This is a genomic window from Candidatus Brevundimonas phytovorans, from assembly GCA_029203145.1.
Classification (GTDB): Bacteria; Pseudomonadota; Alphaproteobacteria; order Caulobacterales; family Caulobacteraceae; genus Brevundimonas; species Brevundimonas phytovorans.
Map to the genome: position 1 here is coordinate 1,798,585 of CP119309.1, position 15,338 is coordinate 1,813,922.

Sequence of the window (15,338 nt, forward strand, 5' to 3'; positions counted from 1 at the left end):
GTCCGTCGCGGGCGACGAAGCCGTGAACCCCATCGGTCGTCGCGCGCTTCACACCCGGAGAGTCAGGATGGGTGAGTGACAATGAAGGCGATGACGGCGGCGATCGCAGCGGTGGGTCTGGCCGCCCTGCTTGGCGGCGGGTGGACGCTATGGCGCTCGACCGCGACAGCCCATGGCCCGGCGACGGAGGGGCCTGCGATCAATGTCGAGGTGGTGGCCCCGGTCGAGCCGGAGCTGCCGCCCCGGCCGATCCTGACGGTCGGCGAGCTCAGCAACGGCTATGAGCACGACCCGGAACGTTTGCTGCCCATGACGCCGCTGGGCGCCAATGGAATGGCGCTGGAAAGCGCCTGGATCGAACCGCCGCCCCTGCCCCCGACGCCTCTGGTCATCGAGCCGATAGAGCCGTCAGCGACGCGGGTCGTGCGGCTGGAGCCGGGCGACTACAGCTTCGGCTTCGACCGCCCCTTTCCGGCGGCGGATGCGAAAACGGCCCCGATCGATCCGACCGGGGCCGCCGCCGCCATCAACGGCGCGAGGTGACACTGAGGGTGTAGTCGCCCTCTTCCGCCGCACCGAGCGTATTGGCGCGGATCGAATAGGTCCCCGGCCGCAGGGTCTGAACGATCTGGGCGCTGGTGCCGCCGCCGCTGTCATCATCGCTGGCCAGGGAGGCGCCGTCGCACTGGGGCCCCTCATAGAGGCCCAGATAGGCGTCGAAGGCCCCGGAATCGAGGCGGACGGCGACGCTGCCCGGGCGCGAGATGGTCAGGGCGTAGCAGTCGTAGAAGGAGCCGTCGTCGGCGCGACGGTCGCTGAACTCCAGACGGCCCGAACGGCTTTCGCCGACGGCGATCGGAAGGACCTGGGTGGTCGGGCGGATGCGTTCGCCCGCCGAGACACGCAGTTCATAACGGCCGGTCTCGCCCTCGCTCAGGGTGTTGGCCTTGATGATCCACAGGCCGCCGCCGGAGACAAAGCGCAACTGAGAATTGGTGCCCATGTCGGGGCCGTCGTCGTTAGAGACAGAGGTGTCGTCGCAGTCCGCGCCCGCGCCCGCCGACAGATAGGTGTCGAAATCCGACGAGCTGAGCGTGACCGTATAGGCCTCGTCCGGGTTGGTCTGGATGACATAGCAACGGTAGTGCGAGCCGTCGCCCATGCGGGCGTCCTTGGCGGTGAAATTGCCCTGGACGGTCTGGCCGGGGCGGATGCTGCTCTGGGCCGAAGCGGCGCCGGCGATCGCCAGGGCCGAGGCCAGGACGGTCGTCATCAGAAGGGTGCGCATGAGAGGTCTCCGTGGTTTCTGACCAGCGCCCTAACCTGAGCGCCTAAACAGCTGATTTATTTTACACTGAGCAGGGGCACGCGCTTCAGCGCCGCCACGCTGGCCGCGTTGGTGCAGAAGCAGACCGTTCGCAGTTGCCGGATCATGGTCTGGAAGTGGGCGACCACGGCCTCGGTGGACTCTGTCGCCGCCTGAATGACGCCCGAGGCCATGCCGACCACGTCGGCGCCCAGGCGCACGGCCTTGGCGACATCGACGCCGTCGCGGACCCCGCCGGAACCGATGATCAGGGCTTCCGGCAAGGCATTGCGGGCCTCGGCGATGGCGCGGGCGCTGGGGATGCCCCAGGCGGCGAAGGCGGCGGCGTGGGCCTTGTCCGCCGCATCGGTCGCGCGCTCGCCTTCGATCAGGCCCCAGTTGGCGCCGCCGGCCCCGGCCACGTCGACGCCCGCCGCGCCCATGGCGATCAGGCGCTGGGCGGTGACGGCGGATATGCCCGCCCCCGTCTCCTTGACGATGACTGGCGCGTCCAGCTCACGGATCAGGGCCTGAAGGGCTGCGCCGACGCCCCACCAATCGCGGTCGCCCTCGGGCTGACAGGCTTCCTGCAAGGGGTTGAGATGCACGACCAGAGCATCGGCTCCGATCATATCGAGCGCCCGCTTCGCCTGCTCGACGCCAAAGCCGCGCGTCAGCTGGGCCGCGCCGATATTGGCCAGGATCGGCGTGTCGGGCGCCCGGTCGCGCAAGGCGCGATCCAGCCCGCCGGTCGCCCCGCCCTCGATGGCTGCGCGCTGGGAGCCCACAGCCAGGGCGATGCCCAGATGCTGAGCCGCCTCGGCCAGACGGGCGTTGATGGCCTCGGCGCGGGCGGGCCCGCCGGTCATGGCGCTGATCAGCAGAGGGGCCTGCAGGCGCCGCCCCAGGAAGTCGGCGCCGAGGTCGATCTTGGCGTGGTCCAGATCCGGCAGGGCCTCATGGACGAAGCGCCAGTCGTCAAAGCCAGACGCCAGGCCATGCCGCCCGCCGCCGGACAGCACCACGTCGAGGTGCTGATCCTTGCGGCCCAGGATCAGGTCGTCGCTCACCTGCAACACATCAGGGCTGACGCTCGACCGTCAGGACATAGTCGCCGGTCGACCCGGGGGCAAAGCTGCGGGCGCGCACGACATAGGTCCCGTCGCGCGGCGCGGTCCAGTCCAGACGGGCGTGGGTGTCCGACAGGCTGTCGTCATCCTCGGCCAGACTGCGGAAGTCGCCCTCCTTGTCCTCGCCCACCTCGACCACCGCGTCGAAGGCCGGGGAGATCAGGGTGAAGCGCAGCTTCTCGTCGGCCTTGGCCTTGAAGGTATAGGCGTCGAACGAGACGCCCTCGTCAGTCAGGGCGTCGTTGTCCGTCAGGGCGCCGCGCGCGGTCGAGCCGACCAGCAGGCTGCCCGGTCCCGGCTCCGGTCCGCGATCCGCGAACTCAAGCGAATACAGCCCCTTGCCGCTGCTCGAATAAGGCAGGGCGCGAAGGATGTAGTCGCCGTCCTCCGGCAGGGTGAAGGTCAGACGCGCGTCCGTGCCCTGACGCAGGCCGTCGTCGTCGCTGGCCAGTTCCTCGAATTCCTCGCCCGCCTTGCTGACCTGCAACAGGGCGTCGAAATCGCCGGACCGCATGATGGCCTGAACCCGCTGGCCTTCGGTTCCGCTGAAGGCGTAGCCGTCGAACAGACGCCCTGCGTCATCGGTCGGACCGCCCTCCTTCAGGTCGCCCTGAACCGTCTGTCCAAAGCTGAGCGCCGTCGGTGGCGGCGGCGGGGCCACCTCTTCCAGTTTCAGGTCATAGCTGCCCGTGGCGTCCGAGAAGCCGCGCGCCTCAATCAGATAGTCGCCGTCTGCGGGCAGGACGAAGGTCAGACGGGCGTTCAGTTCGCCGCCGCTGTCGTCGTCGGTCGCCAGGCTGTTGTGGTTGGCGTCGAACAGTTCGAGGTAGCTGTCGAAGTCGTCGGCCTTCAGGCTGATGGCCACGCGCTGCCCGGCGCGTCCGGTGAAGCGATAGAGGTCGGCGGGGGCGCCAGAATCGCTCTGGGCGCTGTCTTCGTCCAGCCGGCCGCTGACTTCGTCGCCGACGGCGATGCTGCGGGCTTCGGGGGCCGGCGGGCCCTGCTCCAGCGACAGGCGATAGTCGCCCTCGGCGCCGCTGCTGACCGAGGCGGCCTGAATCACATAGTCGCCGGACTGAGGGGCCGTGAAGACCAGGTAGGAGTTCAGCCCCTTGCCCGGCCCGTCATCGTTCTGGGCCGCCTCGACGAACGAGCCCCCGACCATGCGACCGACACGGACCAGCGGATCGAAGGCGTCGGATTCCAGCAAGACGGCCACGCGCTCCCCGGCGTTCGCGCGGAAGGCGTAGGCGTCAAAGACATTGCCGTCCTCGTCCTCAGCGTCGCCGCTGGTCAGCCGCCCTGAGACGTTCCCGCCGACGGCGATCCGACCGGGACGCGGCTGACGCGGAGCCACGCGCTCGCTGAGCGCCAGGGTGTAGGCGCCGGTGGCCAGACCGGAGAAGGGCCGCGCGCGGACGATATAGACGCCATCGCTTTCGGGCGTGAAACGCAGGCGGGCGTTCATGCCGCTGCCGGCGCCGTCGTCGTCGGTCGCCAGAGGCTCGCCCGAGACGCCGCCCTCGGCGTAAATGGCCAGGAAGGGGTCGAAGTCGCTGCTGCGCAGTTCGGCCTGCAACCGCTGACCGGCGCGCAGTTGAAGGCGATAGTCGTCATAGCGATAGGCGTCGCCGCCGCGAGTGCGCGCATCCCCATCCTCAAGCTGTCCGCGAACCTCGGCCCCGATGCGCGTGTCGACAGCCGTTTGGGCGGATACCGAGCCGGACGACAGCAGGGCGATGACGCTGACCGCTGCGAACAGGGCCCCGGACGGAGAATGACGCATGAAAACCTCTTTGCTGGCGCTATCATAGACGCCGAACCGCCGCGGCTGTAAATCGCGGCCACGCTTTCCAGTTCCCGAGCCCTTGGAGCCAACCATGGCTGACGAACCCGCCCGCGCCTCGCTGATCGACGGCAAGGCCTTCTCGCAGACCCTGGTCGAGCGCGTCGCCGCCGCCGCCGCGCGGCTGGAAGCGGCCCACGCGGTCAAGCCGGGCCTGGCCGTGGTCATCGTCGGCGAGGACCCCGCCAGCCAGATCTACGTCCGCAACAAGGGCGAGACGACGCAGAAGGCCGGGATGCGGTCCGACACCCACCGCCTGCCCGACACGACCACGCAGGCAGAGCTGCTGGCCCTGATCGCGGCGCTGAACGCCGACGCGGGCATCCACGGCATCCTGGTGCAACTGCCTCTGCCCAAGCATATCGATTCGGCCGCCGTCCTCGGCGCCATCGACCCGGACAAGGACGTGGACGGCTTCCACGTGGTCAATGTCGGGCGTCTGGCGGTCGGTCTGCCGGGCATGATCCCCTGCACGCCTCTGGGCAGCCTGATGATGCTGAAGGAGCAGCTGGGCGACCTGTCGGGCCTGAACGCCGTCATCGTCGGCCGCTCCAACATCGTCGGCAAGCCGATGGCGCAACTGCTGCTGGGTGAAAGCTGCACCGTCACGATCGCCCACTCGCGCACCCGCGACCTGCCCGCCCTGTGCCGCACCGCCGACATTCTGGTGGCCGCCGTCGGTCGGCCCGAGATGATCAAGGGCGACTGGATCAAGCCGGGCGCGACGGTCATCGACGTGGGCATCAACCGCGTCCCCTCCAAGGACCCGGTCAAGGCCGCCGAGGGCAAGACCCGCGTGGTCGGCGATGTGGACTTTGCCGAAGCCGTCGAGGTCGCGGGTCGCATCACGCCCGTCCCCGGCGGCGTCGGCCCCATGACCATCGCCTGCCTGCTGGCCAATACCTACACCGCCGCCTGCCGCTCGGTCGGCGTCACGCCGGACGATCTGGGCGGCTGAGGCGCCTGCTCTAACTCCCGCGCACCCCGGCACGCCGGGGTCCAGTAAGAGCTTCATCCGCCCCGAGTTGCTCAAAAGCCTCTCGGCGCGACTGATGACCAAAGGACTGGATCCCGGCGTCCGCCGGGATGAGCGGACTGGGTTGTCAAAATTCCAACCTTGAAGCGGAGCCTTTCCGCTCCGATAGTCTTTACCGGATCAGCGGTCATCATGGCCGCCGGAGGAGCTTCATGGCTGGATTCTCGCCCCGTCTCGCGGCCGTCGCGGCCGTCGTCGTCCTGACCCCCGCCGTGGCGGGTTGCGGCTACAACACCATTCCGACCAAGCAGGAGCGCGCCGAGGCCGCCTGGGCCGATGTCCAGAGCCAGTATCAGCGCCGCGCGGACCTGGTGCCGAACCTGGTCGCCACGGTGCAGGCCTCGGCCATTCAGGAACGCACCACCCTCACCCAGGTGATCGAGGCGCGGGCCAAGGCCACCAGCGTCAATATCGACGCCTCCAAGCTGGGCGACCCCGCCGCCTTCCAGCAATACCAACAGGCCCAGGGCGAGCTGTCCGGCGCCCTGTCCCGCCTGCTGGTGACGGTCGAGGCCTATCCCCAGCTTCAGGCCAATCAGAACTTCGTCACCCTGCAATCACAGCTGGAAGGCACAGAGAACCGCATCGCCGTGGCGCGTCGCGACTACAATGAGGCCGTGCGCGACTACAATACGGCCTTGCGCACCTTCCCCACCGTGATCTGGGCCAAGACCCTGCAAAGCGGCTCCAAGCCGATGCAGCTGTTCACCGCCACCGCCGAGGCCCAGAGCGCGCCGACCGTGAACTTCAACCTTGGCGTCCCCGGCGCTCAGCCGGGGGGCGGCGCGCCCGCCACCACGCCGGGGGCTGCCCCCGGTTCGATCCCGCCGACTGCGGCTCCGGCGGCGTAGTCAGCCCGACATGACCCCTTCCGCCCTCGCCCTGAGGGACAGGCGAGCGCCGGGTCTGATCCCGGCGCTGCTGCTCGGTCTCGCCCTGTGGCTGGCGGCGCTGCCCGCCCTCTCCGCCGAGATCAGGTTTCCGACGCTGACGGGCCGGGTGGTCGATGACGCCCAACTGCTGACGCCGGAGCAGGAACAGGCCCTGACCGCCAAGCTGGCCACGCTGGAACAGCAGACCGGCGATCAGCTGGTGGTCGTCACCCTGCCCTCGCTGCAGGATCAGGCGATCGAGGACTTCGGCTATCAGTTGGGTCGTCACTGGGGCATCGGACAAAAGGAAAACAACGGCGGCGCCCTGCTGATCGTCGCGCCGAACGAGCGCAAGGTGCGGATCGAGGTCGGCTATGGCCTGGAGGGCGTCCTGACCGACGCCTATTCCTCGCTGATCATCCGCAACGACATCCTGCCGGCCTTCCGCACGGGCGATTATGCGGCGGGCATCATCGCCGGGACCGACGCCGTCATCGCCCAGCTGACCGCCGATCCCGCCGAAGCCCAGGCCCGCGCGGCCGAGGCGAAAAGCGCGGCGAGCGAGCGCGAAAAGCCGATCCTGCCCGCCCTGATCATCTTCCTGATCTTCTTCTTCCTGTTCGTCAGCCTGGTCGGCGCGGCGGCGGGCGGCAAACGTCGACGCGGCGGCAAGGGCGGCGACGGTCTGACCCCCATCCTGATCTGGGCCGCCAGCGAAGCGCTGAAGAACCAGGGTCGCGGCGGCGGACGCGGCGGCTGGGGCGGAGGCGGCGGCTTCGGGGGCGGCGGTGGTGGATTTGGCGGCGGCGGCGGCGGCTTCGGCGGCGGCGGCGCCTCGGGGGGATGGTGATGCAGTTCACAACCGACGACCACGCCCGCGTCGCCGAGGCCATCGCCCGCGCCGAGGAGAACACCTCAGGCGAGATATTCTGCGTCGTGGCGCGACAGGTGTCGTCCTATCGCGACGTCAGCCTGGCCTGGGCGGCGGCGGCGGCCCTGCTGCTGCCGCTGGGCCTGATCCCGCTGGGCTTCGGGGCTCACTGGTTGCCCAGCCTGAGTCTTTTGGGCAGCGCCGAATGGCAGGCGGCCCACGCCGCCGCGCGCGAGGCCGAGATCGGACAGGCCCTGGCGGCCTATGCTCTGGTGCAGGCGGCGGTCTTCCTCGGCGTCTTTCTGCTCAGCCTGATCCCCGCCGTGCGGCGTCTGCTCACGCCCGCCCCCTTGCGTCGCACCCGCGTCCGCCGCGCCGCCATGCAGCAGTTCCTGGCCCACGGCCTGCATCTGACCCAGGCGCGCACCGGGGTGCTGATCTTCGCCGCCCTGGCCGATCATCAGGTCGAGGTCATCGCCGACGAGGGCATCCACGCCTGCGTCAGTCCCGAGGTCTGGGCCGACGCCGTCGCCGCCCTGACTGAGGGTCTGCGTCGCGATCAGCCGGTCGAAGGTTTGCAGCAGGCCATCGCCCTGTGCGGTCAGGTTCTGGCGGAACAGTTTCCGCCGCGAGCCGCTGATATCAACGAGGTCCCCGACCGTCTGGTTGTCATCTAGAGCGGATAGACAGGCTGCGGGATCGACCGCGCCGACAAGGACCCATGCCCAGACTCGTCACCTATAATGTGCATCGCTGCGTCGGCGTCGACCGCAAGCTGGACGTGGCGCGCATCGCCGCCGTGATCGCCGAACTGGAGCCGGACATCGTCTGCCTGCAGGAACTGGACGTCGGCCGGGCCCGTACCAACGGCGTCGATCAGGCCAGCGCCATCGCCGAACTTCTGTCGATGAGCTTCCGCTTTCATCCGGCGATGCAGGTCGAGGCCGAGCTTTACGGCGACGCCATCCTGACCCCGCATCCCGAGCGGTTGATACGGGCCGCCGCTCTGCCGACCATGCCCAACCTGCGCGGGCTGGAGCCGCGCGGCGCCCTGTGGTCGGCCATCGATTTCGGGGGGACCATCCTGAATGTCTTCAACACCCATCTGGGTCTGGTGCCGCGCGAACAGCGGATGCAGGCGGCGGCCCTGGTCGGACCGGAATGGTTGGGCGATCCGCGCTGCACAGGGCCGACGCTGCTGACTGGCGACTTCAACGCCACCTCGATCACCCGGCCCTATCAGGCCCTGACCCGGCGGCTGGCCGACGCCCAGCGCGAACTGGGACTGAAGCCCTCGGTGAAGACCTTCCCGTCCAGCTTCCCCGCCATCCGCATCGACCACTGCTTCGTCAGCCCCGAAATCCGCGTCACGGGCGCCATGACGCCCCTGCATCCGCTGGCGCGGGCGGCGTCCGATCACCTGCCCCTGGCCATCGACTTCGAGTTCCGGGATCAGCCGGGGGCCTGACCGCCTTCGGAGCGCGGCCGGGTGCGGTGGGTGCGGTTCAGCCGCTTCCATGGCCGCCAGGCGTCCATCGACGACATGGGGTCGCCCAGTTGCCACTCGGCGAACACCCGCTCCACCTGCGAGGGCAGGGTCGAGCCCAGCAGGGTCATCCGCTCGGAGCCGAAGGTCAGGATGGCCTGTCCGACCGAGCCCATGATGGCTTCGGCCTGCGCGAAGGTCTCGCCCGAGACACCGATGAAATGACCCAGAGACCGCTGACGGAAGCGCCGGATGACCTCTCTTCCCTCCTCGGTCGTCGGCTCGGCGGCCACATCGCATTCGGTGTCCAGGCCTTGTGATCGGTTGTTCAGATTGGTCGAACCGATCCGCAGCAACTGATCGTCGATGATCGACATCTTGGCGTGGACGATGATGCGCTCGCCCTCGGCCGTGCGTGGGCTGAAGGCGGTGAAGCGGTTATAGGCGTCGGCCTGCTCCAGCCGGTACAGGACCTCGGCCCGGGCGGTGTCCATGGTCAATCCATCGAACCAGCTGGGGCTGCGTCCGGTCGAGATCAGCACGATCTCCGGCCCGTCAGGCTCGGCCAGCCGCTCGGCCAGGGCGGCGGCGATGAGGGGCGAGGTGAAGTACTGGTTCTCAAGATAGATCAGCCGCCTGGCCCGGCGGATCGCTTCCAGATGAAGGGCCTCGTTCTCACGCACCTCGGGGCGCCCCCGAACGCGCGGCTCGGTGCGGGCGATGCCGACAGACACGTCGATCAGGGCCGGCTCCACCCCCTCGGGCCAGGGATCGCTGTCGACCTCCTCCGGCACGGTCCGCTCCCAGGTGGCGCGATACCAGCGCTGGCGCGCCAGATCGCCCAGGGCCTTCGCCGCCGGGCCGTCCATGACGCACATGACCTCATGCCGGGGCGCGCTGAACAGGCCCGAGGGTTGGCAGCGGCGCGGGTCGGCGTCCAGGTGCTCGTCAGTGTCCCAGCGATCGGTGGCGATGTCGCCGCCGCCGCAGAAGGCGACCTTATCGTCGATGACGACCACCTTCTGATGATGGCAAGCCCCCAGGATGCCGGGCTGGTCCAGGCGGAACTCGACTGTGCGCTTGCGGAACCAGCGCTGCGCCTTGTGCGGATAGAAGCCCTGCGAGGCAGCGATCAGCAGCGGCGACTTCCAGATCAGCAGCCGCACGTCCAGCTCGGGCCTTTCCCGCACCAGCATCCGCAACTGATGACCGATCTCGCCGCGCCGGTCGGTCAGAGGGGATTCAGGGTCCAGTCGCGTGCGCGGGTCGAACTGCCACCCCAGAACCACGATGGATCGGGTCGCCTTCTGCAAGGCCGAGGCGAGGGCGTCGAAATAGGCGTTGTTCTCCATCAGCGGGGTAAAACGGTCCGCCGTGGCCACGCGCCAGCAGTCATGCCCCGGATCGAGCAGGCTGCCCTGATAGGTGTCGCTGTGATCGCCCATGCCGCCTGACTGTCTGATTCGCGTGACGATCCATCCCGCGCCGCCCCATACAGTGACGCTGAGACCGATTTCGTTCCACGGCGCGCGATCAATAGCCACGCTTCATAAAGTCGCCTCATTGTAAATCGGCCCGACGCCTGTCATAAAGCCGGCCATGCAAATGCTGCTGGAAATGCTGGCTGGCCTGATTGCGATGCTCGCTGCGGCGGCGTTGTCGCAGTTTGGCGTCGATCTGCATGCCCCGCGCCACGCTGATCGCGAGATCCAGCGCGTGCAGGAATGCAAGGACAAGCCCGCCGCCACGATCGCCGTCGCCGTTCCCCGCGACTGCTGATCCGTCCTTTCACGCCGCCTTTACCCTCGATTGTCCCACGGAATCCCTCGGCCCGAGCCTTTGCGCGGGCGGATCGAGCCGCTAGGGTCCAATCCCTCCGCGCGCCCTCGCCGCGTTTCCGGCGAATAGTGATCGAGATCGACGCCCCATGAAGTTCAGCCATCGGCCGCCGCTCAACCTGTCCGACCCGGAACCGGGCGAGATTCACGACGAGTCCCTGTCCGAGGCCGCATCCGACGAGGCCGCCTTCGAAGGGGAGACCCCGCCCCTGTCCGCGGCGGACAAGCCGATGTCCGAGCGTCGCCGCCGTCGCCTGATGGAAGAACAACGTCTGGCCGAGGAACGCGCCGCCGCCCTGCACGCCCAGCCCGAGCTGCCGCCGCTGGCGGTGTCCGCCGAAGCCCCGCCCGCCGTGGTCGACAAGGCTTCGCCCCCGACCCCCGCGCCGGCGCGTCGCGCGCCCGCCCCCGCGCCCCGTTCCGGCGGCAACGCCTATCTGATCGCTGGCCTGGCCTCGGCCCTGTGGATCGGCGGCGTCGCCTCCTGGTTCGCCTATGAGTTCGGTTCGGGCGCGGTGGCGCTGGAACCCCTGCGTCTGGCCGTCTACGCCCTGATCGCCCTGGCTCCTGCAGGTCTGGCCATCATGCTGGCTCACGCCGTCCGTCAGGGCGCTCAGTTGGCGACCGAGACCCGCCGCGCCCGCGACATGGCCGAGGCCCTGGTCGGCCCGACCGCTCTGGCCGCCCATCAGACCGGGCAGGTGCTGACCTCGCTGCGCGGCGACATCGATCAGGCCGCCCTGGCCGCCGAGCGCGCCCGCAACGACATGGTCCTACTGCGCGAAGCCCTGGTTCAGGAAACCGTCCGCCTGAACGAAGCCGCCGACGGCGCGGGTCGCATGGCCCGCCGCCTGGCCGACCAGTTGGGCCGCGAGCGTGAACAGATGGGCGCCCTCGGCGTCCAGCTGGACAGCCAGGCCGCCGGGGTCGTCGACGCTGTCGAACGTCAATCGCGCATGGTGGTGGACGCCTCGGACCTGGCCCAGACCCAGTTGCGCGAAGCCGAGGCCGCCCTGGCGGCCCGCGCCGCTGACCTGGCCGCCGCCGCCAATGAGGCCCAGGACGCGGCTCGCGCCGCCGCCGACGACCTGGCCCGCCAGACCCTGCGTCTGGAAACCGCCGGAACCGGCGTCGCCGAACAGATCCAGTCGGTCGAGGAAGGCCTGAGCCAGCAACGCGCCTCGCTGGTCACGGCCGCCTACGCCCTGCGCACCGATCAGGAAGACTTCTCGGCCCAGATCGAGAGCCAGCGCGCCCAGTTCACCGAGCAGTTGTCCCTGACCCGTGCGGCCGCGGGCGAGTTGAACCAGACGACCGGCGACGTCAGCGACGCCATCAAGGCTCAGATCGAGGCCGCCGCCGATCAGTTCCGCGCCCTGGTGGACCTGTCCCAGCGCGAGGCTGACGGCTTCGACCACGCCACCAAGCTGGCGCTGGACCGTTTCGAAGCCCTGGCGGCCGAGGCCCGCGACCTTCTGGTCGAGGAAACCCGTCGCGCCCTGTCCGCCCTGCAGGCCACCGCCGAGGAACAGCGTGCCGCCGCCGCCGCCGCCATAGAACAGGCCCAGATCCGCGCCGATCGCCTGGGCGAATCCCTGTTCGACGCCGCACAAAAGGCGGACGAGGCGGCCGAGGCCCGCATCGACGGCGCTCGCAAGATCGTCAACCAGACCGCCGACATGGTCGATCTGACCGGCGAAAAGGTCATCGAGCGTCTGGAAGGCGCCCTGTACCGGATGACCGCCGCCCTGGCCCAGGTCGAGACCGCCGTCGCCGACATGGACGACCGCGCCAGCCGCCTGCCGCAGGAAGCCGCGGCCCGGGTGGACGCCGTCCGCGCCTCGGTCGAGGACGGCCTGGCCGCCCTGTCGGCGGCGTCGAGGAAGGCGGCCGAGGACACCGAGGCCCTGGAATCCGGCTTCCAGGACCGCGTCCGCCGCAACTACGAAATGCTGACCGAGGCCGTGCGCGTCATGGGCGTGGTTTCGGGCGACACCCCAGCCCACCGCCGCCGGGAGCCCCTGCTGTCCACCCCCGCACCCGAAACGCCGCGCTACAAGCCGCGTCCCGTGGAAGCCAAGCCCGAGCCCCAGCCCGCGCCCGCCGCCAAGGTCGCGGAAGACCGCGGCTTCGGCCTGCGTGGTCGTCTGCGGTTGGAGCCAACCGACGTCGCGCCGCCGCCGCCCGTCTCGGACGAGCCCCTGGGCTGGAGCGATCTGGCCGGTGAAGACGAGGCCGATGAAGCGCCGCTGGAACTGGACGCCCTGGCGCCCGCCCCCGTGGCGGCGCCGGTTGACGCCGCCGCTCTGGCCGACCGCATCACCGCCGCCATCCGCCGCATGGGGGTAGATCCCAACGCCCTGCTGCCGCGCCCTCGCATCGAGGAAGCCGCTCGCGCCCTGGCGATTCAGGAACCCGACCGCGCCCGCCAGATCGTGCGCCGCGTCGCGCCCGCCGCCGTGCGCAGCGTCTCGCGCCGCATCCTGGCCGACGCCGAGCTAAGGACCGACGCCGACGCCTATGTGCGCGCTTTCGCCCTGGAGATGCAGGATCATGCGCGCCGCGGCGACGCCCACGACGTGCAGGCGCGCCTGGCCACCGACGAGGGCCGCGCCTTCATGCTGCTGGACGCCGCCATAGGCGACCTCAAATAGGTTCGCCCCAAAGCAGCCACATTCGTCGCCGGCGGGCTTGACCTCCCGCCGGGTTTGACCGCAGGTTGCGGCCGCTGTCGCGTTAGTGTCACACAGGGTGGACTCCTTGCTGGATCTCGATACCGGGCTTCGTCCCGACCGACGCCCCGCCATCGCCATCTGCGCCTGGGACCTGAGCTTTACCGCCTGGGACCCGGTCGAAGACTTGTCGGGCGATCCCTGGAACCCTGTCGGCGCCCGCACCCTGCCCGTCGCGGGCGCGGCCTCGGCGGAAGCCTTGGCCGTCGATCTGAGCGCGCGTTTGCGCAGCGGCGAATGCGGCGCCCTGCTGCTGGTAGGCCGCACTGTGCATCCCGGCGCCTTTCGCCTGCAGACCCGGGCCGAGAACCGGCGCCTGGAGGGCGGCGACAGGCTGGACCACACCGGCCCCGGCGTCGTCCGCGCCACCGCCCCCGCCGCCGAGATCGTGCGCGACCTGACCGCCGCCGGGCTAAAGGCCGTGGCCGCCTCGGACGCCGAAGAGGATGCGGGCAGCTTTATCCTTTATCGCATCCTCAACGACCTGCCGGATGGCCCGGCCTCGCCCGCCATCGGCCTGATCCGCGCCCCGTCCGACGCACCGCTCGCCAGGGTCCAGTTGGCGGTGAAGACGACGGCCTCCGTCATCGCTCGCCACCTGTCGCCCCTGCCTCGCTCCAGCGCCGCCTAGCGTTTCGCCAGGCGCGCTTGCAGCATCAGTCCGGCCAGGCCTCCGGTCGCGGCCAACATGGCCATGGCCAGATAACCCTTGAGGCCAAAGGCGTCATACAGCGGCCCCGACGCCGCCGTGGCCAGACCGATCAGGACACCCGCCGACAGCACGGAACCGAGGGTCTGGGCCGCCGTATGGCTGTCCGGCGGACACAGCCGTTCAACGATCTCCACCCCCGCCAGATAGGTGGCCGCGAAGCTGAGCGCGTGCAGGCCTTGCAAGGGCCACAGGGCCCAGAGCGGCGGCGAAAACGCCATGAGGGTCCAGCGCATGATCGCCGCGCCCGCCCCCACCGACAGCATCAGCCAGGGCGAGACGCCGACGCGCCGACGCCACGGCTCGATCCCCCACATGAAACCGATCTCGACCAGGACCGAGAAGGCCCACAAGAGGCCGGTCACGCTCTCGGGAATGCCCTGCGCCTTCCAGGCGATGGCCGAGAAGCCGTAATAGAAGGCATGGGCCGCCTGGACGGCGCCGACAGCGAAGATGGCGGTCATGAAGACCGGATCGACCACCAGACGTCCCAGCCCCTTGAACCGCTCCAGCCCCGGCACGCGCGGACCATCGGTGACAGGCTCGGGCGGCAGGATGCGCCAGGCCGTCAGCGCGATCAGCACCGCCGCTGTGCCGATCCAGACGATGACCGCATCGGGCGAGGCCCGCGTCAACAGCATCCCCATGACCACATTGGCCACGACGAAGGCGGCCGAGCCGCAGCCGCGCGGCAGGGAGAAGGCGAACCCGTCACGCCGGGCCACCCTAAGGGTCATCACGTCGCTGAGCGGGATCAGCGCCGCCGCGGCCGTGGCCCCGACGAACCAGCAGACGGCCCAGACGGCGAAGCCCTGAACCAGCCCTGCCCCGCCGTAGCCGAGGGCCATGGCCAACCCCAGCAGGGCGATCGGCGTGCGTCTGTACTTGAACCCGTCCGCCCACACCGCCAACAGCGGGCCGGTCGCCAGACGCCCCAGCATGGGGATGGCCAAAAGGGCGCCGATCTCGGCTCCGCTCAGCCCCTGCTCGCGGAACCACAGGCCGGCGAACGGCAGGGTGACGCCGCTGGCGCCGAACAGGAGGACGTATTGCAGGGCCATGCGGGGGGCGGATTTCATGGCCGCTGCGATAGCAGACTCTCAGCGCGTTGTGGTCTAGACATTAGCCATGAGACCTGATCGCAACCTGCTCGTCTTCGCCGCCTTCAACGGGGCCATGGCCGTGGCCCTGGGGGCCTTCGCCGCCCACGGCGCGGGGCCGGGCGTCAAGGGACTGCTGACCACGGGCGCCCAGTATCAAATGGTCCACGCCGTTCTGGGCGTCGCCTGCGCCATCTGGGCCAGCGGCGGCGCGCCCGCGCGGATCGCCGGCTGGCTGGCGGCGAGCGGCGGCCTGATCTTCTGTCTGGCCCTGGCCATGATCGGCCTGCTCAGCCTGTCTGTCATGGGCATGATCGCACCGATCGGCGGCGCGCTGATGATCGCCGGATGGATCGTGCTGGCGATCGCGGCGTTCCGCTCACACATCGTCAACGCCTGACCGGCCAATCTG

15 protein-coding genes are annotated in these 15,338 nt (G+C 69.7%); 10 read left to right on the forward strand and 5 right to left on the reverse strand.

All coding sequences use genetic code 11. The features are described from left to right. Window positions 1–75 precede the first annotated feature (75 nt). Window positions 76–543 (forward strand): hypothetical protein, encoded by a 468-nt coding sequence (locus P0Y52_08880; GenBank protein ID WEK56665.1) that lies wholly within the window; start codon window positions 76–78, stop codon window positions 541–543. Here the strand turns inward: P0Y52_08880 and P0Y52_08885 are convergent. From P0Y52_08885 to P0Y52_08895, 3 genes are read right to left on the reverse strand one after another with little or no spacing between them, the layout of a single operon-like run. After that, entirely contained in the window at window positions 527–1,288 is a 762-nt protein-coding gene (locus tag P0Y52_08885) for a peptidase (GenBank protein WEK56666.1), read from the reverse strand. The genes P0Y52_08880 and P0Y52_08885 overlap by 17 nt on opposite strands. A 56-nt stretch (window positions 1,289–1,344) precedes the next feature. Next, window positions 1,345–2,376: a type 2 isopentenyl-diphosphate Delta-isomerase gene (gene fni / locus P0Y52_08890; GenBank protein WEK56667.1), complete on the reverse strand. Its 1,032-nt coding sequence runs from the start codon at window positions 2,374–2,376 to the stop codon at window positions 1,345–1,347. Between the two features lie 10 nt (window positions 2,377–2,386). Next, on the reverse strand, window positions 2,387–4,222 hold the full coding sequence (locus tag P0Y52_08895) for a pre-peptidase C-terminal domain-containing protein (protein ID WEK56668.1): 1,836 nt from the start codon (window positions 4,220–4,222) through the stop codon (window positions 2,387–2,389). A 94-nt stretch (window positions 4,223–4,316) separates the two neighbouring features. Here P0Y52_08895 and folD point away from each other — a divergent pair, with 94 nt between their 5' ends. From folD to P0Y52_08920, 5 genes are all read left to right on the forward strand, one after another. After that, window positions 4,317–5,240: a bifunctional methylenetetrahydrofolate dehydrogenase/methenyltetrahydrofolate cyclohydrolase FolD gene (gene folD / locus P0Y52_08900; GenBank protein WEK56669.1), complete on the forward strand. Its 924-nt coding sequence runs from the start codon at window positions 4,317–4,319 to the stop codon at window positions 5,238–5,240. A gap of 230 nt (window positions 5,241–5,470) precedes the next feature. Further along, window positions 5,471–6,169 carry a LemA family protein gene (locus P0Y52_08905; protein ID WEK56670.1) on the forward strand — a complete coding sequence of 233 codons (699 nt, stop codon included), beginning with the start codon at window positions 5,471–5,473 and terminating at the stop codon, window positions 6,167–6,169. A gap of 10 nt (window positions 6,170–6,179) precedes the next feature. Continuing rightward, entirely contained in the window at window positions 6,180–7,040 is an 861-nt protein-coding gene (locus tag P0Y52_08910) for a TPM domain-containing protein (GenBank protein ID WEK56671.1), read from the forward strand. Continuing rightward, window positions 7,034–7,738, forward strand: coding sequence for a TPM domain-containing protein (locus P0Y52_08915; GenBank protein ID WEK56672.1), 705 nt, complete (start codon window positions 7,034–7,036; stop codon window positions 7,736–7,738). The genes P0Y52_08910 and P0Y52_08915 overlap by 7 nt, the downstream gene beginning before the upstream one ends. A 44-nt stretch (window positions 7,739–7,782) precedes the next feature. After that, the gene (locus P0Y52_08920) at window positions 7,783–8,529 is read left to right on the forward strand and encodes an endonuclease/exonuclease/phosphatase family protein (protein ID WEK56673.1); all 747 of its coding nucleotides are present in this window, start codon (window positions 7,783–7,785) and stop codon (window positions 8,527–8,529) included. On the opposite strand, the gene P0Y52_08925 is transcribed toward P0Y52_08920, so the two are convergent. Next, the gene (locus P0Y52_08925; GenBank protein WEK56674.1) at window positions 8,514–10,091 is read right to left on the reverse strand and encodes a phospholipase D-like domain-containing protein; all 1,578 of its coding nucleotides are present in this window, start codon (window positions 10,089–10,091) and stop codon (window positions 8,514–8,516) included. The genes P0Y52_08920 and P0Y52_08925 overlap by 16 nt on opposite strands. A 55-nt stretch (window positions 10,092–10,146) precedes the next feature. Here P0Y52_08925 and P0Y52_08930 point away from each other — a divergent pair, with 55 nt between their 5' ends. The 3 genes from P0Y52_08930 (at window position 10,147) to P0Y52_08940 (ending at window position 13,748) form a co-directional block, all read left to right on the forward strand. Further along, window positions 10,147–10,326 carry a hypothetical protein gene (locus P0Y52_08930; protein ID WEK56675.1) on the forward strand — a complete coding sequence of 60 codons (180 nt, stop codon included), beginning with the start codon at window positions 10,147–10,149 and terminating at the stop codon, window positions 10,324–10,326. Window positions 10,327–10,474: 148 nt separating this feature from the next. After that, entirely contained in the window at window positions 10,475–13,039 is a 2,565-nt protein-coding gene (locus P0Y52_08935) for a tipN (protein WEK56676.1), read from the forward strand. A 106-nt stretch (window positions 13,040–13,145) separates the two neighbouring features. Continuing rightward, entirely contained in the window at window positions 13,146–13,748 is a 603-nt protein-coding gene (locus P0Y52_08940; protein WEK56677.1) for a hypothetical protein, read from the forward strand. Here the strand turns inward: P0Y52_08940 and P0Y52_08945 are convergent. After that, window positions 13,745–14,905: an MFS transporter gene (locus P0Y52_08945; GenBank protein ID WEK56678.1), complete on the reverse strand. Its 1,161-nt coding sequence runs from the start codon at window positions 14,903–14,905 to the stop codon at window positions 13,745–13,747. The two genes, P0Y52_08940 and P0Y52_08945, sit on opposite strands and share 4 nt — an antisense overlap. 49 nt (window positions 14,906–14,954) lie before the next feature. On the opposite strand from P0Y52_08945, the gene P0Y52_08950 reads away from it, so the two are divergent. Continuing rightward, window positions 14,955–15,326 carry a DUF423 domain-containing protein gene (locus tag P0Y52_08950; protein WEK56679.1) on the forward strand — a complete coding sequence of 124 codons (372 nt, stop codon included), beginning with the start codon at window positions 14,955–14,957 and terminating at the stop codon, window positions 15,324–15,326. Window positions 15,327–15,338: the final 12 nt, after the last annotated feature.

Coding starts and splice junctions, on each gene's coding strand:
- P0Y52_08920 (WEK56673.1), top strand. CDS start 7,783: ATGCCCAGACTCGTCACCTATAATGTGCATCGCTGCGTCGGCGTCGAC.
- P0Y52_08895 (WEK56668.1), bottom strand. CDS start 4,222: ATGCGTCATTCTCCGTCCGGGGCCCTGTTCGCAGCGGTCAGCGTCATC.
- P0Y52_08930 (WEK56675.1), top strand. CDS start 10,147: ATGCAAATGCTGCTGGAAATGCTGGCTGGCCTGATTGCGATGCTCGCT.
- folD (WEK56669.1), top strand. CDS start 4,317: ATGGCTGACGAACCCGCCCGCGCCTCGCTGATCGACGGCAAGGCCTTC.
- P0Y52_08935 (WEK56676.1), top strand. CDS start 10,475: ATGAAGTTCAGCCATCGGCCGCCGCTCAACCTGTCCGACCCGGAACCG.
- P0Y52_08950 (WEK56679.1), top strand. CDS start 14,955: ATGAGACCTGATCGCAACCTGCTCGTCTTCGCCGCCTTCAACGGGGCC.
- P0Y52_08915 (WEK56672.1), top strand. CDS start 7,034: ATGGTGATGCAGTTCACAACCGACGACCACGCCCGCGTCGCCGAGGCC.
- P0Y52_08945 (WEK56678.1), bottom strand. CDS start 14,905: ATGAAATCCGCCCCCCGCATGGCCCTGCAATACGTCCTCCTGTTCGGC.
- P0Y52_08885 (WEK56666.1), bottom strand. CDS start 1,288: ATGCGCACCCTTCTGATGACGACCGTCCTGGCCTCGGCCCTGGCGATC.
- P0Y52_08905 (WEK56670.1), top strand. CDS start 5,471: ATGGCTGGATTCTCGCCCCGTCTCGCGGCCGTCGCGGCCGTCGTCGTC.
- P0Y52_08910 (WEK56671.1), top strand. CDS start 6,180: ATGACCCCTTCCGCCCTCGCCCTGAGGGACAGGCGAGCGCCGGGTCTG.